24 protein-coding genes and 1 tRNA gene are annotated in these 25,821 nt (G+C 69.3%); 11 read left to right on the top strand and 14 right to left on the bottom strand.

What is annotated here, in order from left to right; translation table 11 throughout:
- Window positions 1-5: 5 nt before the first annotated feature.
- The 6 genes from lptB to ABNQ39_RS12970 all read right to left on the bottom strand — a co-directional run bounded on the left by lptB (window position 6) and on the right by ABNQ39_RS12970 (window position 4,575).
- On the bottom strand, window positions 6-797 hold the full coding sequence (gene lptB / locus ABNQ39_RS12995; RefSeq protein ID WP_376957966.1) for an LPS export ABC transporter ATP-binding protein: 792 nt from the start codon (window positions 795-797) through the stop codon (window positions 6-8).
- Complete coding sequence (locus ABNQ39_RS12990) at window positions 794-1,690, bottom strand: LptA/OstA family protein (RefSeq protein WP_376957965.1); 897 nt, start codon at window positions 1,688-1,690, stop codon at window positions 794-796. Before ABNQ39_RS12990 ends, lptB begins: the two co-directional genes overlap by 4 nt.
- Window positions 1,687-2,472 (bottom strand): LPS export ABC transporter periplasmic protein LptC, encoded by a 786-nt coding sequence (gene lptC, locus ABNQ39_RS12985; RefSeq protein WP_376957964.1) that lies wholly within the window; start codon window positions 2,470-2,472, stop codon window positions 1,687-1,689. Before lptC ends, ABNQ39_RS12990 begins: the two co-directional genes overlap by 4 nt.
- 52 nt (window positions 2,473-2,524) lie before the next feature.
- Window positions 2,525-3,562: a KpsF/GutQ family sugar-phosphate isomerase gene (locus ABNQ39_RS12980; RefSeq protein ID WP_428846394.1), complete on the bottom strand. Its 1,038-nt coding sequence runs from the start codon at window positions 3,560-3,562 to the stop codon at window positions 2,525-2,527.
- A gap of 178 nt (window positions 3,563-3,740) precedes the next feature.
- Window positions 3,741-4,367, bottom strand: a complete 627-nt coding sequence (locus tag ABNQ39_RS12975) for a ribonuclease D (protein WP_109490480.1) — start codon at window positions 4,365-4,367, stop codon at window positions 3,741-3,743.
- A gap of 121 nt (window positions 4,368-4,488) precedes the next feature.
- Window positions 4,489-4,575: transfer RNA gene (locus ABNQ39_RS12970), tRNA-Leu, on the bottom strand.
- A gap of 278 nt (window positions 4,576-4,853) precedes the next feature.
- Here ABNQ39_RS12970 and ABNQ39_RS12965 point away from each other — a divergent pair.
- Both ABNQ39_RS12965 and ABNQ39_RS12960 read left to right on the top strand, forming a co-directional pair.
- The gene (locus tag ABNQ39_RS12965; RefSeq protein WP_376957962.1) at window positions 4,854-5,825 is read left to right on the top strand and encodes a complex I NDUFA9 subunit family protein; all 972 of its coding nucleotides are present in this window, start codon (window positions 4,854-4,856) and stop codon (window positions 5,823-5,825) included.
- A gap of 196 nt (window positions 5,826-6,021) precedes the next feature.
- Complete coding sequence (locus tag ABNQ39_RS12960) at window positions 6,022-7,209, top strand: MFS transporter (RefSeq protein WP_376957961.1); 1,188 nt, start codon at window positions 6,022-6,024, stop codon at window positions 7,207-7,209.
- Window positions 7,210-7,306: 97 nt separating this feature from the next.
- Here the strand turns inward: ABNQ39_RS12960 and ABNQ39_RS12955 are convergent, their stop codons facing one another.
- Window positions 7,307-8,107 (bottom strand): undecaprenyl-diphosphate phosphatase, encoded by an 801-nt coding sequence (locus ABNQ39_RS12955; RefSeq protein WP_376957960.1) that lies wholly within the window; start codon window positions 8,105-8,107, stop codon window positions 7,307-7,309.
- 385 nt (window positions 8,108-8,492) lie between these two features.
- Between ABNQ39_RS12955 and ABNQ39_RS12950 the strand changes: the two genes are divergently transcribed.
- Window positions 8,493-9,941, top strand: coding sequence for an NAD(P)-dependent oxidoreductase (locus ABNQ39_RS12950; RefSeq protein ID WP_376957959.1), 1,449 nt, complete (start codon window positions 8,493-8,495; stop codon window positions 9,939-9,941).
- Window positions 9,942-10,037: 96 nt separating this feature from the next.
- A complete protein-coding gene (gltB, locus tag ABNQ39_RS12945; RefSeq protein ID WP_376957958.1) occupies window positions 10,038-14,585 on the top strand; it encodes a glutamate synthase large subunit in 4,548 nt (1,515 codons plus the stop codon).
- A gap of 110 nt (window positions 14,586-14,695) precedes the next feature.
- On the opposite strand, the gene ABNQ39_RS12940 is transcribed toward gltB, so the two are convergent.
- The 3 genes from ABNQ39_RS12940 to ABNQ39_RS12930 all read right to left on the bottom strand — a co-directional run bounded on the left by ABNQ39_RS12940 (window position 14,696) and on the right by ABNQ39_RS12930 (window position 17,089).
- Window positions 14,696-15,202, bottom strand: coding sequence for a GNAT family N-acetyltransferase (locus tag ABNQ39_RS12940; protein WP_376957957.1), 507 nt, complete (start codon window positions 15,200-15,202; stop codon window positions 14,696-14,698).
- Complete coding sequence (locus tag ABNQ39_RS12935; RefSeq protein ID WP_376957956.1) at window positions 15,199-15,849, bottom strand: glutathione S-transferase family protein; 651 nt, start codon at window positions 15,847-15,849, stop codon at window positions 15,199-15,201. The genes ABNQ39_RS12940 and ABNQ39_RS12935 overlap by 4 nt, the downstream gene beginning before the upstream one ends.
- Before the next feature lie 82 nt (window positions 15,850-15,931).
- Window positions 15,932-17,089 (bottom strand): GGDEF domain-containing protein, encoded by a 1,158-nt coding sequence (locus tag ABNQ39_RS12930; RefSeq protein WP_376957955.1) that lies wholly within the window; start codon window positions 17,087-17,089, stop codon window positions 15,932-15,934.
- A gap of 227 nt (window positions 17,090-17,316) precedes the next feature.
- Between ABNQ39_RS12930 and ABNQ39_RS12925 the strand changes: the two genes are divergently transcribed.
- From ABNQ39_RS12925 to ABNQ39_RS12915, 3 genes are all read left to right on the top strand, one after another.
- The gene (locus ABNQ39_RS12925; protein WP_376957954.1) at window positions 17,317-18,696 is read left to right on the top strand and encodes a leucyl aminopeptidase family protein; all 1,380 of its coding nucleotides are present in this window, start codon (window positions 17,317-17,319) and stop codon (window positions 18,694-18,696) included.
- 81 nt (window positions 18,697-18,777) lie between these two features.
- Window positions 18,778-19,647 carry an AraC family transcriptional regulator gene (locus ABNQ39_RS12920; protein WP_376957953.1) on the top strand — a complete coding sequence of 290 codons (870 nt, stop codon included), beginning with the start codon at window positions 18,778-18,780 and terminating at the stop codon, window positions 19,645-19,647.
- A 44-nt stretch (window positions 19,648-19,691) separates the two neighbouring features.
- Window positions 19,692-20,192: a DUF2000 family protein gene (locus ABNQ39_RS12915; protein ID WP_376957952.1), complete on the top strand. Its 501-nt coding sequence runs from the start codon at window positions 19,692-19,694 to the stop codon at window positions 20,190-20,192.
- Window positions 20,193-20,232: 40 nt separating this feature from the next.
- Here ABNQ39_RS12915 and ABNQ39_RS12910 read toward each other — a convergent pair whose 3' ends face one another.
- Entirely contained in the window at window positions 20,233-21,429 is a 1,197-nt protein-coding gene (locus ABNQ39_RS12910; RefSeq protein WP_376957951.1) for a sensor histidine kinase, read from the bottom strand.
- 69 nt (window positions 21,430-21,498) lie between these two features.
- A complete protein-coding gene (locus ABNQ39_RS12905; RefSeq protein ID WP_376959787.1) occupies window positions 21,499-21,996 on the bottom strand; it encodes a low molecular weight protein-tyrosine-phosphatase in 498 nt (165 codons plus the stop codon).
- A 108-nt stretch (window positions 21,997-22,104) separates the two neighbouring features.
- Between ABNQ39_RS12905 and cobB the strand changes: the two genes are divergently transcribed.
- Window positions 22,105-22,845 carry a Sir2 family NAD+-dependent deacetylase gene (cobB, locus tag ABNQ39_RS12900; RefSeq protein WP_376957950.1) on the top strand — a complete coding sequence of 247 codons (741 nt, stop codon included), beginning with the start codon at window positions 22,105-22,107 and terminating at the stop codon, window positions 22,843-22,845.
- Window positions 22,838-23,464 (top strand): uracil-DNA glycosylase family protein, encoded by a 627-nt coding sequence (locus ABNQ39_RS12895; RefSeq protein ID WP_376957949.1) that lies wholly within the window; start codon window positions 22,838-22,840, stop codon window positions 23,462-23,464. The genes cobB and ABNQ39_RS12895 overlap by 8 nt, the downstream gene beginning before the upstream one ends.
- 25 nt (window positions 23,465-23,489) lie before the next feature.
- Here the strand turns inward: ABNQ39_RS12895 and ABNQ39_RS12890 are convergent, their stop codons facing one another.
- Window positions 23,490-23,840 carry a metallopeptidase family protein gene (locus ABNQ39_RS12890; protein ID WP_083896940.1) on the bottom strand — a complete coding sequence of 117 codons (351 nt, stop codon included), beginning with the start codon at window positions 23,838-23,840 and terminating at the stop codon, window positions 23,490-23,492.
- A 141-nt stretch (window positions 23,841-23,981) separates the two neighbouring features.
- Between ABNQ39_RS12890 and ABNQ39_RS12885 the strand changes: the two genes are divergently transcribed.
- On the top strand, window positions 23,982-24,284 hold the full coding sequence (locus ABNQ39_RS12885) for a 4a-hydroxytetrahydrobiopterin dehydratase (protein ID WP_109490466.1): 303 nt from the start codon (window positions 23,982-23,984) through the stop codon (window positions 24,282-24,284).
- Window positions 24,285-24,385: 101 nt separating this feature from the next.
- Window positions 24,386-24,697: a polyhydroxyalkanoic acid system family protein gene (locus ABNQ39_RS12880; protein WP_098740825.1), complete on the top strand. Its 312-nt coding sequence runs from the start codon at window positions 24,386-24,388 to the stop codon at window positions 24,695-24,697.
- Between the two features lie 74 nt (window positions 24,698-24,771).
- Here the strand turns inward: ABNQ39_RS12880 and ABNQ39_RS12875 are convergent, their stop codons facing one another.
- On the bottom strand, window positions 24,772-25,821 hold the full coding sequence (locus ABNQ39_RS12875; protein WP_376957948.1) for a site-specific tyrosine recombinase XerD: 1,050 nt from the start codon (window positions 25,819-25,821) through the stop codon (window positions 24,772-24,774).

Raw genomic sequence — 25,821 nt, 5'->3', positions numbered from 1 at the left:
GAGGGCTACAGACTGAAGCGGTCACCGAGATAGACCCGGCGAACCCCCTCGTGCGCCACGATCTCGTCGGGCCGTCCCTCCATTAGTACCACACCGTCGTGCAAAATGTATGCCCGATCGACGAGGTCCAATGTTTCACGCACATTGTGGTCGGTGATCAGCACGCCGATGCCACGGTCGCGCAGATGGCCGACCAGCTCGCGGATGTCGTTCACCGCGATGGGGTCGATGCCGGCCAGCGGCTCGTCCAGCAGGATGAAGTGCGGCTGCCCGGCCAGCGCGCGGGCGATCTCCACGCGCCGCCGCTCGCCGCCCGACAGCGCCAGGGCGGGGGATCGGCGCAGATGCGTCACCGAGAATTCGGCCAGCAGCTCGTCCAGCATCGCCTCACGCGCGTCGCGGTCGCTCTCGACCACCTCCAGCACCGAGCGGATGTTGTTCTCCACCGTCATGCCGCGGAAGATCGAGGCTTCCTGCGGCAGATAGCCGATGCCGAGCCGGGCGCGGCGGTACATCGGCAGCGCGGTGATGTCCTGGCCGTCCAGCGTGATCGTGCCGGAATCGGCGGCGATCAGCCCGGTGATCATGTAGAAGCAGGTTGTCTTGCCGGCGCCGTTGGGGCCGAGCAGCCCGACCGCCTCGCCGCGCTGGACGCTGATCGAGACGTCGCGCACCACCGGCCGCTTCTTGAACGACTTGCCGAGATGCTGGGCCACCAGCCCTTCGGTCGGGACGGCGGCGGTGGGGATGGTGCCGGCGGGAGCGGCGCCGGGCCCGTTCGCGGTCAGCACGGTCACTGCTTCTTGCCCGCGGGCGCGCCGGGCCCGTTCTTTTCGCCGGGAATGAGCAGGCCGCTGACCCGGCCGCCGGCGTCGCGGCCGGCGATGACGCGGTTGATCTTGGTGTTCATGTTCATCTCGGCGGCTTCGCCGTTCAGCTGGTTGTCGCCGCGGGTGATCTTCACGTTGCCGATCAGCACCGCGACATTGTCGGCGACCGAATAGACCAGCTTTTCGGACAGCGCCACATCGGTGGGGGTGGTGACGACGATGTTGCCGGAGCCGTCGATCCGCTCCATCTGGGTGGTGCCGTCCGGCATCTTCTTCAGCCGGCCGATCAGCACGTCGGCGCGCAGCCGGTCGTTGCCGCGCACCGCCACCGCGTCGCCGCGCGCCACGGTCAGGTCCTGCGCCTCGTAATATTCCAGGCTGTCGCGGGCGGTGACCACGTCCTTGTTGGTGATCAGCCTCAAATCCCGGCCGGTGACGACGGCGACCTGCTTGTCGACGTCATAGACGCCATGGTCGCCGAACACCTGCTGGTTCGGGCTGACGATGCGGACGTTGCCGTCGGCCACCAGCTGGAACACCTCGTTGCCCTTGCCGGGAACCTCGCGGTAATAGGCGGTCAGCACGTCGGCAAAGACGGTCGAGTCGTTGCGCTTGGCCGACGCGTTGCCGCGCGCGACATAGGCGCGGACGTCCTGGTGCCATTCGATCGCCTGATCGGCGTTGATCTCCACCGGCTGCTTGCCGCCCATGCCGGGCAGCCCCTGGGCGAAGGCCGGCCCTGGAACCAGGGCTCCGAAAGAGAAAAACCCGCCGGCCAGGATGGCCGACAGGGTCAGGGCAATACGGAACGGGGCAATACGGAGTGTAGGGGGACGGAATGGCGACCGTTTGGACGTCACGGCTTCTTGCTCCCGGGGCGCTCGGCGGCCTGGACCTCGGCCTTCGACTGGTTGAGGAAGACGACATTCTTGCCGCGGTCCGTCATGCGGAAGCCGACGGCGTTGATCTCGCCCTGCGGACCCTGGCCGGTCACCGCCTTGTCGCCCCAGGCGTTGCCCTTGCGGATGTCGGCCTCGGCCTCGCTGGTGGTGAACTCGTTGCCGTCGTCGCGCAGCACATGCACGTTGCCGCGCATCAGCAGGATGCCGGTGGCTTGGTTGTACCAGCCCTTGTCGGACCGCATGGTCACCCAGGTGCCGGCGGTCTCCGTCATCTCCGCCTGCGGGTCGTCCAGCAGGACGATGTCGGGCTGGTCGGCCGACTTGTCGGCCTTGGCCGCCACCAGCGAGAAGGGCTGGTTGTGTTCGTCCAGGCTGAAATAGCGCGGCTTCAGCATCTCGCTCTGCCCGGCGTCGGCGCTGACGCGGGCGCTCTGCGGGCTGTTCAGCGACGGCCAGGCGGCCAGCAGGGCCACCATCGCCAGCGCCGCCGCCGGCAGCACGAACTTCATTGCGGAAACGAAACGGCTGTAGACCCGGCTGACCGGACGGGTGTCGCGCCGCCGGTGCGCCCGCAGCGCCGCCGGCGGTTCGGCGGCCGCCGCCGGCATGCGGCGGTCCGGCGCGCGAAGATCCGGCCCACCGGCGGACAGGCCGCCGATGGAGGTCTGCCCGGCGCTCGGGGCGGGGGCGGGGCGGCCGGCTGTCGTACGATCAGGGCTGCGCAGGTCGTCCAGGCTCAAATTTTCGTCCCTCCGGCTCGGCGCTTCGCTTCCATCATGGACAGAACAATCGTCAGGCCGCACCGGCGCGCAGGACATCGTGGATGTGCACGATGCCGAGCGGCCGGTCGGCCTCGATCACGAACAGGGTGGTGATCTTCTTGTCGTTCATCTCGCGCAGCGCCTCGACGATCAACGCCTTGGGGCGGATGGTCTTGGGCCGCGGCGACATGATGCTGTCCGCGCGTTCCGCCAGAAGCTCCGGCGTCAGATGACGGCGCAGGTCGCCGTCGGTGATGATCCCGGCCAGCGCCCCGGCATCGTCGGTCACCCCGACGCAGCCCAGCCGCTTGGCCGTCATCTCGAAGATGACGTCGGACAGCGGCGAGTCAAGACGGCACAGGGGCAAATCCTCGCCCTTATGCATGATGTCGGTGACCTTCAGCAATGCGCGGCCCAACTGGCCGCCGGGGTGGAACTCGCGGAAATCGGCGGCGGAGAAGCCACGCCGTTCCAGCAGGGCCACCGCCAGCGCATCGCCCAGCGCCAGCATCATGGTGGTGGAGGTGGTGGGCGCCAGACCCAGCGGGCAGGCTTCCGGTTCCGGCGGGATGACCAGCGCCACGTCGGACTGTTCGGCCAGCGCCGAGACGGCCCGCCGCGTCATGCCGATCAGCGGAATGCCGAAGCGGCGGGTGTAGGCGATGATGTCGGCCAGCTCGTGCGTCTCGCCGGAGTTGGACAGCGCCACCACCGCGTCGATCTTGGCGATCATGCCGAGGTCGCCGTGGCTCGCCTCGCCCGGATGGACGAAGAAGGCCGGCGTGCCGGTGGAGGCCATGGTGGCGGCGATCTTGCGGGCGACATGGCCCGACTTGCCCATGCCGGTGACGATCACGCGGCCTTCGATGCCCTGCAGGATGTCGAGCGCCCGCAGGAACTTGCCGTCGAGGCTGTCGGCCAGCGCCAGCAGCGCATCGGCCTCGGTCCGCAGGACGCGGGTGGCGCAGGCGAGATCGCGGTTCTCCACCGGGCTGGACCCGGTCGAGGCCGCAGCACTGTCGGTCAGGCTGGACGTGATAACACTGGTCAAGGCTGTCATGCCTTCCATTCGCAAGGCCCGGCGATGGGCCGTTCACAAACACGGCGCCTGCCCGGAGGACTCCCGGCAGGCGCGTCGTGCAGTATGCCCACCGGCGGACGCCGGGTCAAATCAACGCCCGGTCAGGGGCGGTTGGTCGCAGATCGCCGCCCTCTCCCGCCCCGGTCAGGGAGCGATCATCTCGCTCTTAGTGCGCCAGAATGTCCGGGGTTTCCCAGCCGCCGAGATCCAGCTCGCCGCGGGCGGGCAGGAAGTCGAAGCAGGCCCGGGCCAGATGGGTGCGGCCCTCGCGCGCCAGCATGACGTCCAGCTTCGCCTTCAGGTCGTGCAGGTGCAGCACGTCCGACGCGGCGTACTTCATCTGGTCGGTGGTCAGTTCGGGCGCGCCCCAGTCGGAGGACTGCTGCTGCTTGGAGATTTCCACGCCCAGCAGGTCCTTGCACAGATCCTTCAGGCCATGGCGGTCGGTGAAGGTGCGGACCAGCTTGGAGGCCACCTTGGTGCAGTAGACCGGCTGGCAGCCGACGCCCAGGTAAGCCTTCATCACCGCCACGTCGAAGCGGGCGAAGTGGAACAGCTTGGTCACAGTGGGATCGGTGAGCAGGCGCTTCAGGTTCGGCGCCTCGTACTGGCCGGGGCGGAACTGCACCAGATGGACGGCACCGTCGCCAGCCGACAGCTGCACCAGGCAGAGGCGGTCGCGGTGGGGGTTCAGCCCCATGGTCTCGGTGTCGATGGCGACGCAGTTGTCGCGGGCGCCGGCGCCGAGGTCGAGGCCGTCGGGGAGGTCGCCGTCATGAAGGTCGATGGGCATGGTCGCGTCCCGGGGTGGTCAGGCCCCCGGCCATGGACCCTAGAAACGACGAACGCCGCTCTGCACGTCCTCCTTCTCAATCGAAGGAGCTGTGCATGCGGCGCAGCCGGGTAGAAAGAAATGGTGCCCAGGAGAAGACTCGAACTTCCACGACATTTCTGCCACAGGTACCTGAAACCTGCGCGTCTACCAATTCCGCCACCTGGGCTCGGTGCTCGGTGTGTGGGCGGTTGTTTAATGATCCTTCCGGGGGGCGTCAACAGCTTTTTTCCGGCCCCTTCATTTTTTTGCCACATCGCGGGTTTTCGCCCCCAGGCGCCCGGCCGCGACGATGCAGTCCCTAGATTGGGGGCGGTCCATTCGCTATAAGCATGGCCGCAGTTCCAGCAGTCCTCTATGGCGACACACAGTCGGACGACGCGCGGGGGCGCGCGCTAAAAGCGCGAAGACCCCGGTTTCGGCGCGCAACGGCACGGGAGACGGTCGATGTCCTATCGCACTCAGGTTATCACGGTGTTCGGCGGTTCGGGCTTCATCGGCCGCCACCTGATCCGGCGCCTCGCCAAGTCGGGCGCCCTCATCCGCATCGCCACCCGCAACCCGGGCAAGGCCGGCTTCCTGAAGACGGCCGGCGCCGTCGGCCAGATCGTGCCGTTCGCCACCGACTGCGCCGACGACGTGTCGGTCGCCCGCGCCCTCCAGGGGGCGGATGTCGCCATCAACCTGCTGGGCGTGCTGTACGAGCGCGGGAGCCAGAGCTTCCAGGGCGTGCATGTCGACGCCGCGTCGCGCATCGCCCGGCTGGCCGCCGCCGCGGGCGTCAACCGGCTGATCCAGATCTCCGCCATCGGCGCCGATGCCTCCTCGCCGTCGGTCTATGCCCGCTCCAAGGCGGCCGGCGAGCAGGCGGTGCTGTCCGCCTTCCCGGCGGCGACCATCCTGCGCCCCAGCATCGTCTTCGGGCCGGAGGACAATTTCTTCAACAAGTTCGCGGCGATGGCGCAGAAGGCCCCGGCCCTGCCGCTGATCGGCGGCGGCAAGACCCTGTTCCAGCCGGTCTATGTCGGCGATCTGGCCGACGCCGTGATCGCGGCGCTGGACAGCGACGCCAGCCGCGGCAAGACCTACGAGCTGGGCGGTCCGCGCATCTACACCTTCCGCGAACTGCTGGAACTGACCCAGAAGAACATCCAGCGCCACCGTCCGCTGGTGACCATCCCCTGGAGCGCCGCCGAGTCGCTGGCAGGCATCCTGGAGAAGGTGCCGGTGCTGGCCCCGGCCCTGACCCGCGACCAGGTGGCATTGCTGAAGCAGGACAACGTCGTCTCGCCGGGCGCGCTGGGCTTCAAGGATCTGGGCATCGCCGAGCTGGCGGCCTGCGAGGTGATCGTGCCGACCTACCTGTCGCGCTTCATCGTCGGCGGCAAGTACAGCGGGCAGACCAATAACGCCCATTGAGGCAACTCCCGCCTACGGGCGGGTCCGTTCCCCAGTGCCTTCCGAAAGCCCCGGCCGCCGCGCCGGGGCTTTTGCGTTGAGGAGACCGGGGGGCCGCCGCCGCTCCCGTCGCGGGCATGGCACGCCTGCCCCATCGCCGCTTGAATTCCCCCGCCGCCGCCGTCATGTGGGCGGTTCAACCACGGCGGGAACGGTGATGACGGGAGCAGAGGATATCCGGGGCGTGTCGGGCCGGATGGCGGAACAGGCATCGGCCGCGCGCTGGGCGACCGTCGCCGCCTTCTTCCTGAACGGCACCGTCTTCGGCGTGTGGGCGACGCAGATCCCGCTGCTGAAGAACCGGCTGGACCTCAGCCCGGCGGTGCTGGGTGCCGCCCTGCTCTGCCTTGCCGTCGGCGCCCTCACGGCGATGATCGCCAGCGGGCCGCTGCTGGGCCGGCTGGGCAGCGCGCCGGTGACGCGGGTGACCGCCCTGCTGTTCGCCGGGCTGCTTCCCCTGCCCTCCCTGGTGCCGGACGTGGCGACGCTGTGCATCGTGCTGGCGCTGTTCGGCGCGTCGGGCGGCACCATGGACGTCGCGATGAACGCGCAGGGCGCGCTGGTGGAGCGGCGGATGGGCCGGCCGATCATGTCGTCGCTGCACGGGATGTGGAGCCTCGGCGGGCTGGCCGGAGCGGGCCTGGGCGGGCTGCTGCTGCCGCTGATGGCGCCGGCGGTGCAGGCCGGGCTGGTGTCGGCCGGGCTTCTGGTGCTGTTCCTGGCCTTGCAGGGGCGTTTCCTGCCCGACCGCAACGCCGGCGGCGGCGGGCTGGTGCTGCCCGACCGCAAGACCCTGCTGCTCGGCCTGCTCGCCGCGATGGCCTTCATGGGCGAGGGCGCCATCCTGGACTGGAGCGCCATCCATCTGCGCGACGATCTGGGCGCGCCGGCCTCCATCGCCGGCATGGGGTTCGGCGTGTTCTGCGCCGCGATGGCGGCCGGGCGTTTCAGCGGCGACCGGCTGCGCCACCGCTTCGGCGGGGCGACGCTGATGCGTGCCGGCGGGCTGCTGGCCACGGCCGGACTGGGCTGCGTGCTGGCCGGGGGGATCGTCGCGGGGGGAGCACCGGTGCTGGCGATGGTCGGCTTCGGACTGACCGGGATCGGCCTGTCGAACGTCGTCCCGGTGCTGTTCAGCACGGCGGGGTCGGTGGACAGCGGTCATCCCGACCATGCGGTCGCCGCGGTGTCCACCATGGGCTATGCCGGCGTGCTGGCCGGTCCGCCGCTGGTCGGCTTCATCGCCGAGGCCACCAGCCTCGCCACCGCCTTCGCGATGATCGCGCTGCTGGCGCTGGGCATGGCCGCCGCCGCGGCCCGTGCGGTGCCGCGGCGGGTGGTTTAGCTTTTTTGCCCTCAATCGGCGGGCGCGGCCATCCGGCCGCTTGCCTCCGCAGGCATGGGCCTGCGGGGCCGCAGTCGCGGCCCTGGGCCTGCGGCCATTACAGATAAAGGAACGCCAGCATGCCGGTGCCGACGGCGATGCGGTACCAGCCGAACGGGGTGAAGCCGTAGCGGCCGACGAAGTCGACCAGCGTCTTCACCACCAATGCTGCTGCGATGAAGGCGGTGACGAAGCCGACCAGGATCAGCAGGCCGCTGTCCAGGCTCATCACCGACCAGTTCTTGTAGAGGTCGTAGACGGTGGCGCCGGCCATGGTCGGCACCGCGAGGAAGAAGGAGAACTCGGCCGCCGCCTTGCGGTCGACACCCATCAGCAGGGCGCCCAGGATGCTGGCGCCCGAGCGCGACACGCCCGGCACCAGGGCCAGGCACTGGCAGAAGCCGATCTTCAGCGCCAGCGGGGCGGAGAAATTCTCGATCTTGTGGTAGCGGGCGACCGGGATCAGCCGCTCCACCAGCAGGATGGCGATGCCGCCGACGATCAGCGCGATGCTGACCACGGTGGGGTTGAACAGCACCGACTTGATGATGCCGTGCAGACCGGCGCCCAGCACCATCGCCGGCAGGAAGGCGATGATTACCGCCATCACGAAACGCCGGGCGCCGGGATCGTCCTTCAGCCCTGTGGCGACATGCCACAGCCGCTGGAAATAGACGACGCAGATCGCCAGGATGGCACCGAGCTGGATCACCACTTCGAACACCTTGCCGGGCGGGCCCTCGAAGCCCAGCAGTTCGTCCAGCATGATCAGGTGGCCGGTGGAGGAGACAGGCAGGAACTCGGTCAGCCCCTCAATCAACCCCAGGAGAGTGGCGTCCAGATATTGATCGATCATCATCGCGGCACGTAGCCTTCGGCACGGTGAATGTTGCAGCGCTTATAGCAGGCGGCGGCCGGGGTTGGCGATGGCGTGGCGTCGGTACCCCTATTCGGGCGATAGTCCTGAATTGGGACTAATTTTCTGTCGTGTTTTTGTGACACCCCACCGCCACGCCCACGCATTACAGCCTTGCGGAAGAAAAGGTCAACAAACCGGACCTATCGGTGTTTTTGTGCTTCCGCGGGGTGGGCGCATGCGTTATATGACGAGCGTCCGCCACTTCGCGGACGTTCGATTTCAACCCAGCCGGTCGGTGTAGGCCATAGCCGCAGCCCCCGGTCAGGCCCAGCAAGGCGATGCCCCCGCGACAGCGGGCGGGGCCGCGAAGCAAGGAGCAGACGTCATGGCGAACCAGAAAATGTTGGGCTTCGTGCACACCGCGCAGAAGATGCCCGACAAGCGGTCTGCCGCCGACCGCCGCCAGGACTTCGCCGAGATCTACGCCCGCTTCAGCAACGAGCGCGCCGGCGAGCAGGCCAACCGCTGCTCGCAGTGCGGCGTTCCCTTCTGCCAGGTGCACTGCCCGGTCTCGAACAACATCCCGGACTGGCTGAAGCTGACCGCCGAGGGCCGTCTGGAGGAGGCTTACGAGGTCTCCCAGGCCACCAACAACTTCCCCGAAATCTGCGGCCGCATCTGCCCGCAGGACCGGCTGTGCGAGGGCAACTGCGTCATCGAGCAGTCGACCCACGGCGCCGTCACCATCGGCTCGGTCGAGAAGTACATCAACGACACCGCCTGGGAAAACGGCTGGGTCAAGCCGCGCACCCCCGTCCGCGAGCTGGGCCTGTCGGTCGGCGTGGTCGGCGCCGGCCCGGCCGGCCTCGCCGCCGCCGAGGAACTGCGCGCCAAGGGCTACGAGGTCCATGTCTACGACCGCTACGACCGCATGGGCGGCCTGCTGGTCTACGGCATCCCCGGCTTCAAGCTGGAGAAGGACGTCGTCGCCCGCCGGGTCCAGCGTCTGGCCGACGCCGGCGTCATCTTCCACTCCAATTTCGAGGTCGGCCGCGACGCATCGCTGGCCGAGCTGCGCGAGCGCCACGTCACCATCCTGATCGCCACCGGCGTCTACAAGGCCCGCGACATCCAGGCCCCCGGCTCGGGGCTGAAGAACATCGTCCCGGCGCTGGAATACCTGACCACCTCCAACAAGGTCGGGCTCGGCGACTCCATGGAGGCCTATGAGGACGGCTCGCTGAACGCCGCCGGCAAGAAGGTGGTGGTGCTCGGCGGCGGCGACACCGCGATGGACTGCGTGCGCACGGCGATCCGCCAGGGTGCGACCTCGGTCAAGTGCCTGTACCGCCGCGACCGCAAGAACATGCCGGGCTCGCAGCGCGAAGTGGCGCATGCCGAGGAAGAGGGCGTCGAGTTCGTCTGGCAGGCGGCTCCCGAAGCCTTCACCGGCAACGACGTGGTGACCGGCGTCCGCGCCGTCCGCATCCATCTGGGCGTCGCCGACGCCACCGGCCGCCAGACCCCGCAGGTGATCGAGGGCTCCGACTTCACCGAGCCGGCCGACCTCGTCATCAAGGCGCTGGGCTTCGAGCCGGAGGATCTGCCGGGCATGTTCGGCTCGCCCGACCTGACCGTCACCCGCTGGGGCACGCTGCTGGTCGACCACCGCACCAAGATGACCAGCCTGGACGGCGTCTTCGCCGCCGGCGACATCGTCCGCGGCGCCTCGCTGGTGGTGTGGGCCATCCGCGACGGCCGTGACGCCGCCGACGCCATGCACGCCTACGCCCAGACCGTCGGCGCATCCAAGCTGGCCGTCGCGGCCGAGTAAGCCGCTCCTTCTTTCCGCTATCAGAACACCGTCTACCCCAGGGGGCCTTCCCTTCGGCCCCCCAGGTCAACGTCCAGACTGTGAAAGGGTCGTTCCATGACCACCGAATTGAACCAGGGTGAGCAGTTCGTCGCTGATTTCCGCGCCAACGCCGCGGCGCTGACCACTGCCCACGCCTACAATCCGGCCGACGAGCACGACGCCTGCGGCGTCGGCTTCATCGCCGCGATCGACGGCAAGCCCCGCCGCTCGGTGGTCGAAAAAGGCATCGAAGCCCTGAAGGCGGTCTGGCACCGCGGTGCGGTGGACGCCGACGGCAAGACCGGCGACGGCGCCGGCATCCATGTCCAGGTGCCGCAGAAGTTCTTCAAGGACCACGTCAAGATCATCGGCCACCTGCCGCCGGAGAACAATCTGGCGGTCGGTCAGGTCTTCCTGCCGCGCATCAGCCTGGACGCCCAGGAAGCCTGCCGCTGCATCGTCGAGACCGAGATCCTGGCCTTCGGCTACTACATCTACGGCTGGCGCCAGGTGCCGATCAACGTCGACATCATCGGCGAGAAGGCCAACGCGACCCGGCCCGAGATCGAGCAGATCATCATCGGCAACGCCAAGGGCGTGTCGGACGAGCAGTTCGAACTCGACCTCTACATCATCCGCCGCCGGATCGAGAAGGCGGTGCAGAACGAGCGCATCAACGACTTCTACATCTGCTCGCTGTCGGCGCGCTCGATCATCTACAAGGGCATGTTCCTGGCCGAACAGCTGTCCACCTTCTACCCGGACCTGACCGACGACCGCTTCGAGTCGTCCTTCGCCATCTACCACCAGCGCTATTCGACCAACACCTTCCCGACCTGGCCGCTGGCCCAGCCCTTCCGCATGCTCGCCCACAACGGCGAGATCAACACGCTGAAGGGCAACGTCAACTGGATGAAGGCGCACGAGACCCGGATGGAGCATCCGGTGTTCGGCGCCAACATGGGCGACCTGAAGCCGGTCATCGGCGTCGGCCTGTCGGACTCGGGCGCGCTCGACAGCGTGTTCGAGGTGATGGTCCGCGCCGGCCGCACGGCGCCGATGGTCAAGATGATGCTGGTGCCGCAGGCGCTGACCAGCTCGCAGACCACGCCGGACAACCACAAGGCGCTGATCGCCTACTGCAACTCCGTCATGGAGCCGTGGGACGGCCCGGCCGCGCTCGCCATGACCGACGGCCGCTGGGTCGTCGGCGGCATGGACCGCAACGGCCTGCGCCCGATGCGCTACACCATCACCACCGACGGCCTGATCATCGGCGGCTCCGAGACCGGCATGGTCAAGATCGAGGAGAACCAGGTGGTCGAGAAGGGCCGCCTCGGGCCTGGCGAGATGATCGCCGTCGATCTCCAGGCCGGCAAGCTGTTCAACGACCGTGAGTTGAAGGACCATCTGGCCAGCCAGAAGCCGTGGGGCCAGTGGGTCAGGAACACCACCCATCTGGACGAGCTGGTCAAGACCGCCGCGCTGAAGGGCGAGCCGTCGAACATGGAGAAGGAGGAGCTGCGCCGTCGCCAGATGGCCTTCGGCCTCGCCATGGAAGACATGGAGCTGATCCTCCACCCGATGGCGGAGGACGGCAAGGAGGCCATCGGCTCGATGGGCGACGACAGCCCCATCGCCGTGCTGTCCGACAAGTACCGCGGCCTGCACCACTTCTTCCGCCAGAACTTCTCCCAGGTCACCAATCCGCCCATCGACAGCCTGCGCGAACGCCGGGTGATGAGCCTGAAGACGCGTCTGGGCAATCTCGGCAACATCCTGGACGAGGATGAGAGCCAGACCCGGTTGCTGCAACTCGACAGCCCGGTGCTGACCACCGCCGAATTCCACGCCATGCGGGACTATATGGCCGACACCGCGGCGGTGATCGACGCCACCTTCCCGGTGGACGGCGGCCCCGACGCCCTGCGCGACGCCCTGCGCCGCATCCGCCAGGAGGCGGAGGACGCCGTGCGCGGCGGCGCCAACCACGTCACCCTGACCGACGAGGCGATGGGCCCGGCCCGCGCCGCCATCCCGGCGATCCTGGCGACCGGCGCGGTCCACACCCACCTGATCCGCTCCAACCTGCGCACCTTCACCTCGCTGAACCTGCGCACGGCGGAGTGCCTGGACACCCATTACTTCGCGGTGCTGATCGGCGTCGGCGCCACCACCGTCAACGCCTATCTGGCGCAGGAAGCGGTGGCCGAGCGCCAGCGCCGCGGCCTGCTCGGCTCGCTGTCGCTGGAGAAGGCGATGACGAACTACAAGAAGGCCATCGACGACGGCCTGCTGAAGATCATGTCCAAGATGGGCATCTCGGTCATCAGCAGCTACCGCGGCGGCGGCAACTTCGAGGCCATCGGCCTCAGCCGCGCCCTGGTCGCCGAGCATTTCCCGGCGATGGTCAGCCGCATCTCCGGCATCGGCCTGAACGGCATCCAGAAGAAGGTGCTGGAGCAGCACGCGCTGGCCTATGCCGGCGAGGCGCTGCCGCTGCCGGTCGGCGGCTTCTACCGCTTCCGCAAGTCGGGCGACCGCCATGGCTGGGAGGGTGGGATCATCCACACCCTGCAGCAGGCCGTCACCAACGACAGCTACACCACCTTCAAGAAGTATTCCGAGCAGGTAAACAAGCGGCCGCCGATGCAGCTGCGCGACCTCTTGGAGTTCCGCACCACCAAGGCTGCCGTTCCGGTGGACGAGGTGGAGAGCATCACCTCGATCCGCAAGCGCTTCATCACGCCGGGCATGTCGATGGGCGCGCTGTCGCCCGAGGCGCACGGCACGCTGAACGTCGCGATGAACCGCATCGGCGCCAAGTCCGACTCGGGCGAGGGCGGCGAGGATCCGGCGCGCTTCCGTCCGGACAAGAACGGCGACAACTGGAACTCCGCCATCAAGCAGGTGGCGTCGGGCCGCTTCGGCGTCACCGCCGAGTACCTGAACCAGTGCCGCGAGCTGGAGATCAAGGTCGCCCAGGGCGCCAAGCCCGGCGAGGGCGGCCAGCTGCCCGGCTTCAAGGTGACGGAGATGATCGCGCGGCTGCGTCACTCGACGCCGGGCGTCATGCTGATCAGCCCGCCGCCGCACCACGACATCTACTCGATCGAGGATCTGGCGCAGCTCATCTATGACCTGAAGCAGATCAACCCGGACGCCAAGGTCACGGTGAAGCTGGTCAGCCGGTCGGGCATCGGCACCATCGCCGCCGGCGTGGCCAAGGCCAACGCCGACATCATCCTGATCTCCGGCAACTCCGGCGGCACCGGCGCTAGCCCTCAGACCTCGATCAAGTTCGCCGGCCTGCCCTGGGAGATGGGCCTGTCGGAGGTGCATCAGGTCCTGACGCTGAACAAGCTGCGCCACCGCGTGCGGCTGCGCACCGACGGCGGCCTGAAGACCGGCCGCGACATCGTCATCGCCGCCATGCTGGGTGCGGAAGAGTTCGGCATCGGCACCGCCAGCCTGATCGCCATGGGCTGCATCATGGTCCGGCAGTGCCATTCCAACACCTGCCCGGTCGGTGTCTGCGTCCAGGACGAGAAGCTGCGCGAGAAGTTCGTCGGCTCGCCGGAGAAGGTCGTCAACCTCTTCACCTTCCTGGCCGAAGAGGTCCGCGAGATCCTGGCCAAGCTGGGCTTCCGGTCGCTGACCGAGGTGATCGGCCGCACCGACCTGCTGCATCAGGTCAGCCGCGGCGGCGCCCACCTCGACGATCTCGACCTCAACCCGCTGCTGGCCCAGGTCGATCCCGGCGAGAACGCGCGCTACTGCACGCTCCAGGGCCGCAACGAGGTGCCGGACACGCTGGACGCCCGCATCGTCGCCGATGCCCGCCCGCTGTTCGAGGAAGGCGAGAAGATGCAGCTCGCCTACAACGCCCGCAACACGCAGCGCGCCATCGGCACGCGGCTGTCCTCGATGGTGACGCGGAAGTTCGGCATGTTCGGGCTGCAGCCCGGCCACATCACCGTCCGTCTGCGCGGCACCGCCGGCCAGTCCTTGGGCGCCTTCGCGGTCCAGGGCATCAAGCTGGAGGTGATGGGCGACGCCAACGACTATGTCGGCAAGGGCCTGTCGGGCGGCACCATCGTCGTCCGTCCGGCGACCAGCAGCCCGCTGGAGTCGAACAAGAACACCATCATCGGCAACACGGTGCTGTACGGCGCCACCGCCGGCAAGCTGTTCGCCGCCGGCCAGGCCGGCGAGCGGTTCGCGGTGCGCAACTCCGGCGCCACCGTGGTGGTGGAGGGCTGCGGCTCCAACGGCTGCGAGTACATGACCGGCGGCACGGCGGTGATCCTCGGCAAGGTCGGCGACAATTTCGGCGCCGGCATGACCGGGGGCATGGCCTACATCTACGACCCGGAGGACTCGCTGCCGCTCTTCATCAACGAGGAGAGCGTCATCTTCCAGCGGATCGAGGTGCCCCATTACGAGGCCCAGCTCCGCGCGCTGATCGAGGAGCACGTCGCCGAGACGCAGAGCCGTTTCGCCGCCGAGATCCTCAACGACTGGCAGCGTGAACTCGGCCACTTCTGGCAGGTGGTTCCGAAGGAGATGCTGCACCGTCTGGCCGTGCCGGTGACCCTGCCGCGCGCCATCCCGGCGGAGTGACGACACCCCCCCTGCCCCGCCCTCACCGGCGGGGCGGCGGGCGGATGCGGAAACGGCGCGCCATCCGGCAGGACGGCGCGCCGTTTTCCGTTTCAGCGGGTCGGAACAGGCTACAGATCTCGCTCCATCACGATGCTGTCGAAGCGGTTTCCGGGTGGGAACTCCATCGAATTCCGACCGGTCGCCACGAAGCCGGCGGAGGCATAGAACTCCTCCGCCACCAGACTGGCGTAGCACATCATCCGCGATGCGCCCGCCCCGGCGGCATCGGCGAAGCAGCGGTCGAGCAGCGCCCGTCCGACGCCGCGGCGCAGCCAGCCGGGATGGGTGGCGAAGTGCCGGACATGGGCCAGCCCGGCTTGCTGTGGACGCGCCGGCTCGCCCGGCCAGTCGAAGCTCCAGCCGCCGCAACCCGCCGGCGTGCCATCCGCGGCCTCCGCCAGATAATAGGTGCCGGCGCCCAGCAGCGCCGGATTCGAGCGGGTGATGATGGGCAGCACCCGGTCCATCACTTCGGGCGGATAGCCGGCCGGCATCAGGGTCGGGTAGCAGGCCGACAGCACCGAGTTCACCGCCGGGGCGTCCTCCGGCCGCGCGATGCGGATGGTGACGCTCACGGTTGCAGGTCCCACGGCTCGTCCTTGGCAGCCGCGGTCCACTCCCGCATCGCCGGCAGCGCCAGCACGGCGTCCATATAGGCGCGCGACACCGGCGACACCGCGACGCCATAGGTCTCCAGCCGCGTCACCACCGGGGCGAACATGGCGTCGGCGATGGTGAAGGCGCCGAACAGGAAGGGCCCGCCGGCCGGGCCGCCGAAGCGGGTGCGGGCATCTTCCCACAGCGCCTCGATCCGGGCGATGTCGGCGGCGGTCGCCTCGGTCATGCCCTGGCCCTTGCGGTCGCGCTTGAGGTCCATCGACATGGTGGTGCGCAGCGAGACGAAGCCGGAATGCATCTCCGCCGACACCGAGCGCGCCACCGCCCGCGCCGCCCGGTCCGCCGGCCACAGCCCGGCCTGCGGCGCCAACTCCGCCACATACTCGCAGATCGCCAGCGAATCCCAGACGGTCAGCCCGTCATGGATCAGGGCGGGCACGCGGCCCGACGGCGACTGTTCGGCGATGCGCGCGGCGGTGTCCGGCTGGCGCAGGACAATCACCGTCTCGGCAAAGGCGACCCCGGCCTGCCTGAGGGCCAGCCAGGGGCGCAGCGACCAGGACGAATAGGCCTTGTTCCCAATCACCAGGGTCGGATCGGACATCGGACGGCACCTTTCGCGCGGGAGAAATACGGTGGGAACAGTTGGAGCGACGGATTGCGCCTTCACGCAACCGCCCCCCTTCTTACGCCGGCACGAGGTCCTGGGGAACCCGTGGCGCGTGCGCGACGCGGTTGCGGCCGTCGCGCTTGGCGTCGTAGAGCGCCATGTCCGCGGCATGGACGAGGTCCGGCCAGCGTTCCCCCAGCCGGGCGACCTGGGCGACGCCGATGCTGGCCGTCACCCCCAGCGCGCTTCCCTGATGCTGGAATGGGATCGCCTGGATGGCCTCGCGGATCCGCTCGGCGACCGGCAGCGCGTCGGATGCCCGCAATTCCGGCAGGAACAGCAGAAACTCCTCCCCGCCCATCCGCGCCAGCACATCGTCGGGGCGCTTCAGATTGCGCAACGTCGCCGCCACGGCGACCAGCACGGTGTCGCCGGCGGCATGGCCGAACCTGTCGTTGATCCGCTTGAAATGGTCGAGGTCGATGCAGAAGACGGTGTCGCCCGGACGCAGGTGGTCCGGCACCATCCGTTCCAGCCAGCGCCGGTTGCCGACCCCGGTCAGGCTGTCCAGTTCCGCCATCAGGCTCAGCTTGCGCTCCGCCCGGTCGGTCGCGACGCTGTAGATCAGGATCGAGACGGCGAAATTGCCCAGGATCTGGATGAAGAACTCCCAGGCCAGCCAGGGCACGAAATCCGCGACGAAGAGAATGGCCACGGCCCCCAGCAGGAACGACACCCCGCTGAGTGCCAGCACGGCCGCCAGCGGCCGGCAGGACGGCAACGGCTCGACCCGCCGGAGCCGCGTCACGATCCGCGCCGCCAGCAGCAGGCAAAGCGCCGCATTCAGATGGAAAACGATGGCGCGAAGCGTGTTATCCAGGTGGAAGCCGGTCGCCCAGGCGACGATCCAGACCGAAACCGGATAGAGCGCCAGCAGGCGCCACCCCCGCGGCAGGCGCCCGGACCGCAGGCGTTCGATCCCCAGCGCCAGCAGCCCATGCCCAACCACACCGAGCAGCAGGCTGCCCAGGGTCCAGACGGTCTTCGGCAGCATGGCCTGCTCGCCGAAGCCGGCCAGGACGCCGCCGATCCCCACCAGGGAAAACGCCGCCGCCAGCATGCCGAACCCCGATGCGGGAACGTCCCGCCACCGCGCGAGCAGAAAGACGGCCGCCCCCACCAGAAGTGACGACTGGTACAGAAACAGCACCGTGGCGATGTCGAGCACAATCATGGACGGCAACGCCGGTTGATGATCACGGGGTCTTATACCGTGAACGTCGCTGTTGGTGAACCGGGTCGACGAACCGGACACCCGACGCCCATGCAGATCGACGGAAACTGCTCCTCGCAAAGCGTTTCACGCCACCCCTTTCCACCCGGCTCCAGGCGCGCCATCCTTGGGGGATGGGCATCCGCATCGGATGCGTGACGTGATCTCGTAAAAAGGAACCCCCCGTCTTGCTCGCCACCCTGCTTGCCGTCGACGGTCCCGACACCGTCGCCCTCACCCCCGTGACCAAGGCCGGGCTGGCCGACTGGCTGGCGGCGCAGTCGCCGGCCACAGCCTCCTGGGTCAAGGCCGTGGGCTTCACCGGCGAGGCCGGATCGACGGTCTTCCTGCCCGGGCCGGACGGCGCCGTCGCCCGCGTGCTGGCCGGCGTGTCGGCGGTCGACGATCTGTGGGCCTTCGCCGGCCTGCCCGCCGCGCTGCCGGCCGGTTCCTACCGGATCGACACGGCGCTGGACGCGCGGGCGGCGACGCGGGCGGCGCTGGGCTGGGCGCTCGGCAGCTACCGCTTCAGCCGCTACAAGAAGCCGCCGGAAAAGGGCTTCGCCGCCCTGGTCTGGCCGGCGGAGGCCGACCGCGGCGAGGTGGAGCGGGCGGCGACCGCCACTTGGCTCGTGCGCGATCTGGTCAACACCCCGGCCTGCGACATGGGTCCGGCCGAGCTGGCCCAGGCGGCGCAGGATCTGGCGGCGGAATTCGACGCGGCGGTGGAGGTCATCGTCGGCCAGGATCTGCTCGACCGCGACTATCCGGCCATCCATGCCGTCGGCCGCGCCAGCCCGCGGGCGCCGCGGCTGGTCGATTTGCGCTGGGGCAACCCGGAGCACCCGAAGGTGACCATCGTCGGCAAGGGCGTCTGCTTCGACACCGGCGGGCTGGACCTGAAGCCGTCCTCGGCCATGCTGATCATGAAGAAGGACATGGGCGGTGCCGCCCATGCGCTGGCGCTCGGGCGGATGATCATGATGGCCGGGCTGCCGGTGCGGCTGCGCGTGCTGGTGCCGGCGGTGGAGAATGTCGTCGCCGGCGACAGCTTCAAGCCGCAGGACGTGCTGAAGACCCGCAAGGGCCTGACCATCGAGGTCGGCAACACCGACGCCGAAGGCCGCCTGATCCTGTGCGATGCGCTGGCCGAGGCGGATTCGGAGAAGCCGGAGCTGCTGATCGACTTCGCCACCCTGACCGGTGCGGCCCGCGTGGCGCTCGGCCCGGACCTGCCGGCGCTGATGTCGAACAACGACGCGCTGGCCAACGACCTGGCCGAGGCCGGGACCGCAATCGACGACCCGATGTGGCGGCTGCCGCTGTGGGCGCCCTACCGCAAGGGGCTGGACAGCAAGGTGGCCGACATCAACAACGTCACCGCCAACGGCTTTGCCGGCGCCATCACCGCCGGGCTGTTCCTTCAGGAATTCGTGTCGAAGGAAACGCCCTGGGCGCATCTGGACACCTATGCCTGGAACGGCTCGGCCCGCCCCGGCCGTCCGGAGGGTGGCGAGGCGCTGGGCCTGCGCGCCGCCTACGCGGTGATCGCCAATCGGTTCGGCTGACCGTCCACGGCGGTGGAGACTGGGGAAAAGGGCGGGAGGCGGCCAACGCTGTCCCCGCCCCTTCACCCCTCGGGGAATGGAATGGGATCGCACCACAACGCAGGAAGCGCCGGCGGACAGGACAACTGGGTGGCGGTGCGCCGCGATGCGGAGACCGGCATCGAGACCATCCGCGCCCATTTCCGCGGCCATGCCTATGACCTGCACGACCATGACGAGCTGCTGGTCGGCGTCACCGAGCAGGGGGTGCAGGCGTTCCGCTGCCGGCGGCGGCTGCACACCAGCGTTCCCGGCCGCGTCATCCTGATCGAACCCGGCGAGGCCCATGACGGCCACAGCCCGGGGGAGGATGGCTTCACCTACGCCATGCTCTACCTGCCGGTGCCGCTGCTGACCGCCCGCAGCGAGGCGCTGCGCAGCCTGACGCCGCAGGGAGCCGGCCTGCCGCTGGGCTTCCGCGACACGCTGGCCGACGATCCCGGCCTCGCGGCGACGATCCGCTCCGCCTTCCTGGCCCTGCACCAGCGCGAGGGGCGGCTGGCCCGCGACCTGTCGCTGGACCGGCTGGCGGCGAGGCTGGCCGGCCATTTGGCACCGCCTGAGGAGCGCCGGGCGCTGCGTCCCGACCGCGCCGCCGCCGTGGTGCGCGACCTGCTGCATGCCCGGATGGCCGAGGATGTCGGGCTGGACGAGTTGTCCGCCGCGGCCGGCGTCGACCGGTTCCGGCTGAACCGCGCCTTCCGCGCCGCCTTCGGCCTGTCGCCGCATGCCTATCTGGTCCGGCTGCGCCTGCGCACCGCCCGGCGCCGGCTGGCCGAGGGCGAGGCGCCGGCCCTGGTGGCGGCGGAGGTGGGGTTCGCCGACCAGAGCCATCTCGGCCGCTGGTTCCGCCGCGCCTATGGCCTGACACCGGCCGCCTACCGCGATCTGTGCACGAACGTTCCAGACTGAGGCGCCGCCGTCGGGCATCTGAAGGGGCAAAGGAGATGATTGCCATGCCCGACAGCACAATGCCCGCCAGCCTGATACCCGATAGCCCGATTCCCGATAGCCCGATGCCCGAAACCGATCCCGCGGATGCGCCCGTCCGCTTCGACACCAAGGTCGCGCTGGTCGTCCGCGCCGATCTGGCGGTCTGGCAGAAGCTGAACGTCGCCGCCTTCCTCGCCACCGGGATCGCCGCCGCGGCGCCGGACGCGCTGGGCGAGGCGTATGTCGACGGCGCCGGACGCCGCTATGGCCGCATGCTGGGCCAGCCGATGCTGATCTTCACCGCCGACAGCGACCGGCTGCGCGCCGTCCGCGATGCGGCGCTGGAACGGGGGCTGACGCTGGTGCCCTATGTCGCCGCCATGTTCGCCACCGGCCACGACGCCGCCAACCGCGCCGCCTTCCAGGCCGAGGATGCGGATGCCCCCGATCTGGTCGGGTTGGCCCTGCGCGGGCCGAAGAAGGCGGTGGACAAGACGGTGAAGGGCCTAGCCCTGCACGGGTGAGGGCGGCGGATGAACGCCCGAGGTAGCGTCAACCCGCGCGTCACAGCTCCTGCGGAACGGTGATCGTCACGCTGGTGCCGCCGCCCGGCACGCTGTCGATGGCGAGCCGGCCGCCGAGCGGGCCGGTCACCGTGTTGAACACCACCGCCAGCCCCAGGCCCTTGTGGCCGCGGTTGCGGGCGGTGGTGAAGAAGGCGTCGGTCAGGGTCGGCAGGTTGTTGGCCGGAATGCCGGCGCCGCGGTCGCGGACGATCAGGCTCCAGGCAGGGACCGCATCCAGCGTCGCCGGCTCCACCGTCACCTCGACCTCGCCCGGACCGCCGCCATAGCCATGGGCGGCGGCGTTGGCGAACAGATGGTGCAGCACCCGCTCCAGATGCGGGGCATAGCCGATCCACGGGCAGGCGGCGCCGGAGACGATCCGGACGGCCAGCGGCAGGTCGGGATGCTGGACCGCGAACAGGCTCGCCGCGTCCTCCGCCATGCGGCGCAAATCCAGCGCCTCCAGCGGTTCGGCGGTCTGGCAGGCGGCGATGGCGGAAAACGCCTCCACCAGTTCCACCGCGCGGGCGAGGTTGGCGTCGAGCAGGGCCGCCGGCTCCCGCAGCTCCTCGGTCGACAGCGGGCCGTTGCCGGGACGGGCCAGATCCCGCAGGTGGCTGGCGGTGGTGACGCAGACGCCGAGCGGCGTGTTCAGCTCATGCGCCAGCCCGGTCACCGCCTGGGTGATGGCGCGCTGGCGGGCCAGCGCCGATTCGGCGATGCGGGCGCGCCGCTCCAGATCCTCGCGCACCACCCGCTCCGACACCTCGCGGATCATGCGGCTGAGTTCGCGCAGCAGCTTCGCCAGCAGGTCGGGCGAGGGCGAGATCAGCGCCAGGAACAGGTCGCGTTCCAGTTCGAACACCGTGACCGGCGTGGCGGCGATGACGGAGGCGGAGCGGGCGCCGCCGTCGATCAGCGCCATTTCGCCGAAACAGTCGCCGGCGCGGCGGAACCCGACCTCCACCTGACCGCCGAACGGATCGTCGCGCACCACGCGCACCGTGCCGTCCAGCAGGACGTAGAGCGAGTCGGCGCTGTCGCCCTCGCGCATCAGGACGGTGCCGGCCGGGGCGGCGAACACCCGCCCGCGCGAGGCCACGGCCGCGCGCTCCTCCGGCGAGAAGGCCTCGAACAGGACGATGCCGTCGAGGATTCCGCCGGGCGCGGTCGTGCCGGTGGTGGCGCTGGTCATGGTGACGGGATGCTCCGAATGGGCCTTGTCCCGACAGCATAGAGCAAGCAGCCGGGAAACCGCGAGACGTTACCCGAGGCTTTCGCGAATCGGAAACCGGCTTTCGCGCGACAGGCGGTCCAGCAGGCCGCGCGCCCCGGCCTCGCACAGGTCCAGCACCTGCTCGAAACCGTCGGGGCCGCCATAATAGGGATCGGGCACCTCCCGCCCTTCCACCCCCGCCGCATCGTCCAGGAACAGGCGGAGCGCCGCGGTGGCGCCGGCCGGGGCGATGCGGCGCAGCTGGGCCAGATGGCCGTGGTCCATTGCCAGGATATGGTCGAAGCGGGTGAAGTCGTCCGCCGCCACCTTGCGGGCGCGCAAGTCCGACAGGTCGACGCCGCGTGCCAGAGCCGCACGCACCGTGCGCGGATCGGGCGGCTCACCGACGTGATAGCCGTGGGTGCCGGCGGAGTCGGCGCTCACCAGGGCGCCGAGCCCGGCGCGCTCGGCCAGATGGCGGAACACCCCCTCGGCGGTCGGCGAGCGGCAGATGTTTCCCGTGCAGACGAACAGGACCTTGAGCACCCCTGGCATCCCTCTTCCTCGTTTCCTGCGGCTTTACTTCCGGACGTGACGGGCGTACGCCGCAACAGTTTTCCACATGACCGGTTTCCGAACCGCTAAGGGGATCCCATGCCCGCTCCCGCGCTGACCAACCGCCTGCGTCCGACCGACCGGATCGTCATCCTGACCGGGGCCGGGATTTCCAAGGAGTCGGGGCTGGACACCTTCCGCTGCGCCGGCGGCATCTGGAGCCAGGTCGATCTGGAGGATGTGGCGACGCCGGAAGGCTTCGCCCGCGACCCCGATCTGGTCCATCGCTTCTACAACGACCGCCGCCGCGGCCTCGCCGATCCGGCGGTGCAGCCCAACGCGGCGCACAGGGCGCTGGCGGAGCTGGAGCGGCGCTGGAAGGGCAACGTCCTGCTGGTGACGCAGAACATCGACGATTTGCACGAGCGCGGCGGGTCGAAGGCACCGCTGCACATGCATGGCGAGCTGCTGAAGGCCTTCTGCCTGCACTGCCGCACGGTGGTGGAGGTGCAGGGCGACCTGTCGGTGCACGACCATTGCCTGACCTGCGGCCGCAAGGGCGGCATGCGGCCCGACGTGGTGTGGTTCGGCGAGATGCCCTATCAGATGGAGCACATCCAGCAGGCGCTGGAGGAATGCGACCTGTTCGTGTCGGTCGGCACCTCGGGCCATGTCTATCCCGCCGCCGGCTTCGTGGCGGAAGCACGCTCGGCCGGCGCCTATACGGTCGAGCTGAACCTGGAACCGTCGGAGGGCGCGTCCTATTTCCACAGCTCGATCCACGGCCCGGCGACCCAGGTGGTGCCGGCCTTCGTCCAGGATTTGCTGACGCTTGTCTGATGAACCGGTATCCGATGACTGGGATGAGGGCGGTTCGGATCTCGACCGCCTGTTCGCGAAGGTGCGCGCCTGCACGCTGTGTGCGGGGGTGCTGCCGCATGGCTGCCGGCCGGTGCTGCGCGGCAGCTCCGCCGCCCGCCTGCTGATCGTCGGGCAGGCGCCGGGCGCGCGGGTGCATGCCAGCGGCATCCCCTGGGACGATGCCTCCGGCGACCGGCTGCGCAAGTGGCTGGCGATGGACCGTCCCGCCTTCTACGACGAATCCCGCATCGCCGTGGTGCCGATGGGGCTGTGCTATCCCGGCACCATGCCGAAGGGCGGCGATTACCCGCCGCGTCCGGAATGCGCGCCGCTGTGGCACCCGCCGCTGCTCGACGCGCTGTCGGGCGTGCGGCTGACCCTGCTGATCGGGCAGTACGCCCAGGTGCGCTACCTGGGCGAGCGGCGCAAGGCGACGATGACCGAGACGGTGGCGAACTGGCGGGACTACGGCCCGGCCTTCATGCCGCTGCCGCACCCGAGCTGGCGCAACACCGCCTGGCTGAACCGCAACTCGTGGTTCGAGGAGGATCTGGTGCCGGCCCTGCGCCGCCGGGTGGCGGACGCGCTGGACGGCTGAACCGCCCTCCCCTCGCCTGCTCCCCCTACTCCATCGTTTCGATCCGTTCCATGTCCTCGTCGGAGAAGCCGAAATGGTGGCCGATCTCGTGGATCAGGACATGGCGGACGATGGCCGGCAGTTCCTCCCCCGTCTCGCACCAGTAATCGAGGATCGGGCGGCGGTAGAGGAAGATCATGTCCGGCCCGCCGCGCAGGTCGGCGACGCTTTGCCGCGTCAGATCCACGCCCCGATAGAGGCCCAGCAGGTCGAATGGGCTTTCCAGCTCCATCTCCCGCTCGGTATCCTCATCCGGGAAATCCTCGACATGGATCACGAGGTTCCCGACCGGGGCGAGCAGCTCCGCCGGGATGGTGTCGAGCGCCTCTTCGGCCATGCGCTCCAGGTCTTCGACCGTGGGCGGAACCGTATGGGGACCTGAAGGTTTCCGTATCATGCCGCAGAAGGTAGCGAACCGCCGCCCGTTCGCCAAGAAGCTGCGGGCGGCAAAAGAGAGACTTAGGAAAGGGAGGTCATCATGTCGGATCGTCTCGTCGGCGCGCATCGCCAGACGGCGCTGAAGGAACTGCACGGCTGGGCGGAGGTGCTGGAGCGCGACGCCATCCGCAAGACCTACCATTTCGCCGATTTCCCCGCCGCCTGGGGGTTCATGAACCAGGTCGCCCTGCTGGCCGAGAAGACCGGCCACCATCCCGAATGGTTCAACGACCTGGGCCGGGTCGAGGTGATCCTCTACACCCGCAACAGCGACGCGGTGACCCAGGCCGACGTCGACTTCGCCCATCGCCTGGACCAGATGGCGCCCCTGCACGACCGCTGAGTGACCGCCGGGGCGGGACCCATCGCCCGCGCCCGGCGTTATTCCTGTTCCGCCGCCGACCGGGCGGCGGGACAACACCGTGCAGTGCGGAGCCGCCGACCATGCCGAAACCCCTGACCCTGTCCATCCCCCATTCGCTCGGCCGGGCGGAAGCCAAGCGCCGGCTGGTCGACGGCATGGGCGAGGTGCGGGCGCGCCTGAGCGCCGTGTCGGCCAGCGTCGACGACAGCTGGACCGACGACCGCCTGAACTTCCATGTCGTGGCGCTGGCCCAGACCATCGCCGGCCACATCGACGTGCTGGACGACCGGGTCGAGATGGAGGTGCAGCTGCCCTGGGCGCTGGCCCTGCTGGCCGACAAGATCAAGAACAAGGTCTCGCGCCAGGGCACGCTGATGCTGGAGAAGAAGTAAGGATTGCGGGGAAGGTTGCGCGCTGCGTCAGCCGACATTCCCCCCTATCCTTACCTGCCCCATCCTTACCTGCCCTACCCCTCCGACGCCTCTTCCACCTTGCGGCGCGCCAGCGGGTGGTGGTCGTGCATGACCCGCTTCAGACGTTCCGTCACGACGTGGGTGTAGATCTGCGTCGTCGCGATGTCGGCATGGCCCAGCATCTTCTGGACGGAGCGCAGGTCGGCGCCATGGTCGAGCAGATGGGTGGCGAAGGCGTGGCGCAGCACGTGGGGGCTGACCTTCTCCGGATCGATGCCGGCGTCGATGGCCAGTTGCTTCAACAGCTGGGCGAAGCGCTGGCGCGTCAGGTGCCCTTCGGCGGAGATGCGGGACGGGAACAGGAAGGGGCTGTGCCCGGCCTCCCCCCCTGCACCGGCGGCCGGCGGGATGAAGTGGCCGCGGAACGGGATGTAGCCGGCCAGCGCCGCCAGCGCCGGGTCTGACAGCGGCACCATCCGCTCCTTGCCGCCCTTGCCGCGCACCAGCAGGCCGCGGCCGTCGCGCATGATCGCGGTCATCGGCAGGCCGACCAGCTCCGACACGCGCAGGCCGGTGGCGTAGAGCACCTCCAGCAGGGCCACCAGCCGCAGGCCCTCCGGCCCGCCGCGCGCCTCGGCGGTCGACAGCATGGCGCCGACCTCCGCCTCCGTCAGGATCTTGGGCAGCGGACGGCCCTGCTTGGGGCTGTCGAGCGGCGAGGCGGGATCGTCGGTGCGGCGGCCTTCGGACAGCAGGAAGCGGTAGAACTGCCGCATCGCCGACAGCCGCCGCGCCACGGTGCGGGGGGCGCCGTCCTTGCTCTGCACCGCCAGATAGGCGCGCAGATCCTCGGTGCCCGCCGCCTCCAGCGCCACGCTGCGCTGGGCCAGCCAGCGGCCGAGGTCGGCGAGGTCGCGCTCATAGGCCAGCCGCGTGTTCACCGCCGCCCCGCGCTCCGCCGTCAGCATGTCGAGGAAGGCGTCCAGATGCGGCGAGGTGGCGAGCGGGCGCGGCTTGCACGGCCGGCCGCGCCGCTTGGCGCCAACTTTTGTGGCGGCTTTGGTAGCGGCCTTCTTGCTGCCGGGGCTTTTGCTGCCGGTCAT

The organism is Azospirillum sp. A26 (assembly GCF_042604635.1).
Lineage (GTDB): Bacteria > Pseudomonadota > Alphaproteobacteria > Azospirillales > Azospirillaceae > Azospirillum > Azospirillum palustre.
Note: the sequence above shows the minus strand (reverse complement) of the source record. Positions and strands in the feature narration are given on the sequence as shown.

Excerpts from the sequence above, each read along its gene's own strand:
- ABNQ39_RS12890 (WP_083896940.1), bottom strand. The coding sequence starts at position 23,840 with ATGGCCGAAGAGGCGCTCGACACCATCCCGGCGGAGCTGCTCGCCCCG.
- ABNQ39_RS12965 (WP_376957962.1), top strand. The coding sequence starts at position 4,854 with ATGTCCTATCGCACTCAGGTTATCACGGTGTTCGGCGGTTCGGGCTTC.
- cobB (WP_376957950.1), top strand. The coding sequence starts at position 22,105 with ATGCCCGCTCCCGCGCTGACCAACCGCCTGCGTCCGACCGACCGGATC.
- ABNQ39_RS12920 (WP_376957953.1), top strand. The coding sequence starts at position 18,778 with ATGGGATCGCACCACAACGCAGGAAGCGCCGGCGGACAGGACAACTGG.
- ABNQ39_RS12910 (WP_376957951.1), bottom strand. The coding sequence starts at position 21,429 with ATGACCAGCGCCACCACCGGCACGACCGCGCCCGGCGGAATCCTCGAC.
- ABNQ39_RS12960 (WP_376957961.1), top strand. The coding sequence starts at position 6,022 with ATGACGGGAGCAGAGGATATCCGGGGCGTGTCGGGCCGGATGGCGGAA.
- ABNQ39_RS12950 (WP_376957959.1), top strand. The coding sequence starts at position 8,493 with ATGGCGAACCAGAAAATGTTGGGCTTCGTGCACACCGCGCAGAAGATG.
- ABNQ39_RS12980 (WP_428846394.1), bottom strand. The coding sequence starts at position 3,562 with ATGGAAGGCATGACAGCCTTGACCAGTGTTATCACGTCCAGCCTGACC.
- ABNQ39_RS12975 (WP_109490480.1), bottom strand. The coding sequence starts at position 4,367 with ATGCCCATCGACCTTCATGACGGCGACCTCCCCGACGGCCTCGACCTC.
- ABNQ39_RS12885 (WP_109490466.1), top strand. The coding sequence starts at position 23,982 with ATGTCGGATCGTCTCGTCGGCGCGCATCGCCAGACGGCGCTGAAGGAA.
- ABNQ39_RS12880 (WP_098740825.1), top strand. The coding sequence starts at position 24,386 with ATGCCGAAACCCCTGACCCTGTCCATCCCCCATTCGCTCGGCCGGGCG.
- ABNQ39_RS12930 (WP_376957955.1), bottom strand. The coding sequence starts at position 17,089 with ATGATTGTGCTCGACATCGCCACGGTGCTGTTTCTGTACCAGTCGTCA.
- ABNQ39_RS12955 (WP_376957960.1), bottom strand. The coding sequence starts at position 8,107 with ATGATGATCGATCAATATCTGGACGCCACTCTCCTGGGGTTGATTGAG.
- gltB (WP_376957958.1), top strand. The coding sequence starts at position 10,038 with ATGACCACCGAATTGAACCAGGGTGAGCAGTTCGTCGCTGATTTCCGC.
- ABNQ39_RS12875 (WP_376957948.1), bottom strand. The coding sequence starts at position 25,821 with ATGACCGGCAGCAAAAGCCCCGGCAGCAAGAAGGCCGCTACCAAAGCC.
- ABNQ39_RS12935 (WP_376957956.1), bottom strand. The coding sequence starts at position 15,849 with ATGTCCGATCCGACCCTGGTGATTGGGAACAAGGCCTATTCGTCCTGG.
- ABNQ39_RS12915 (WP_376957952.1), top strand. The coding sequence starts at position 19,692 with ATGCCCGACAGCACAATGCCCGCCAGCCTGATACCCGATAGCCCGATT.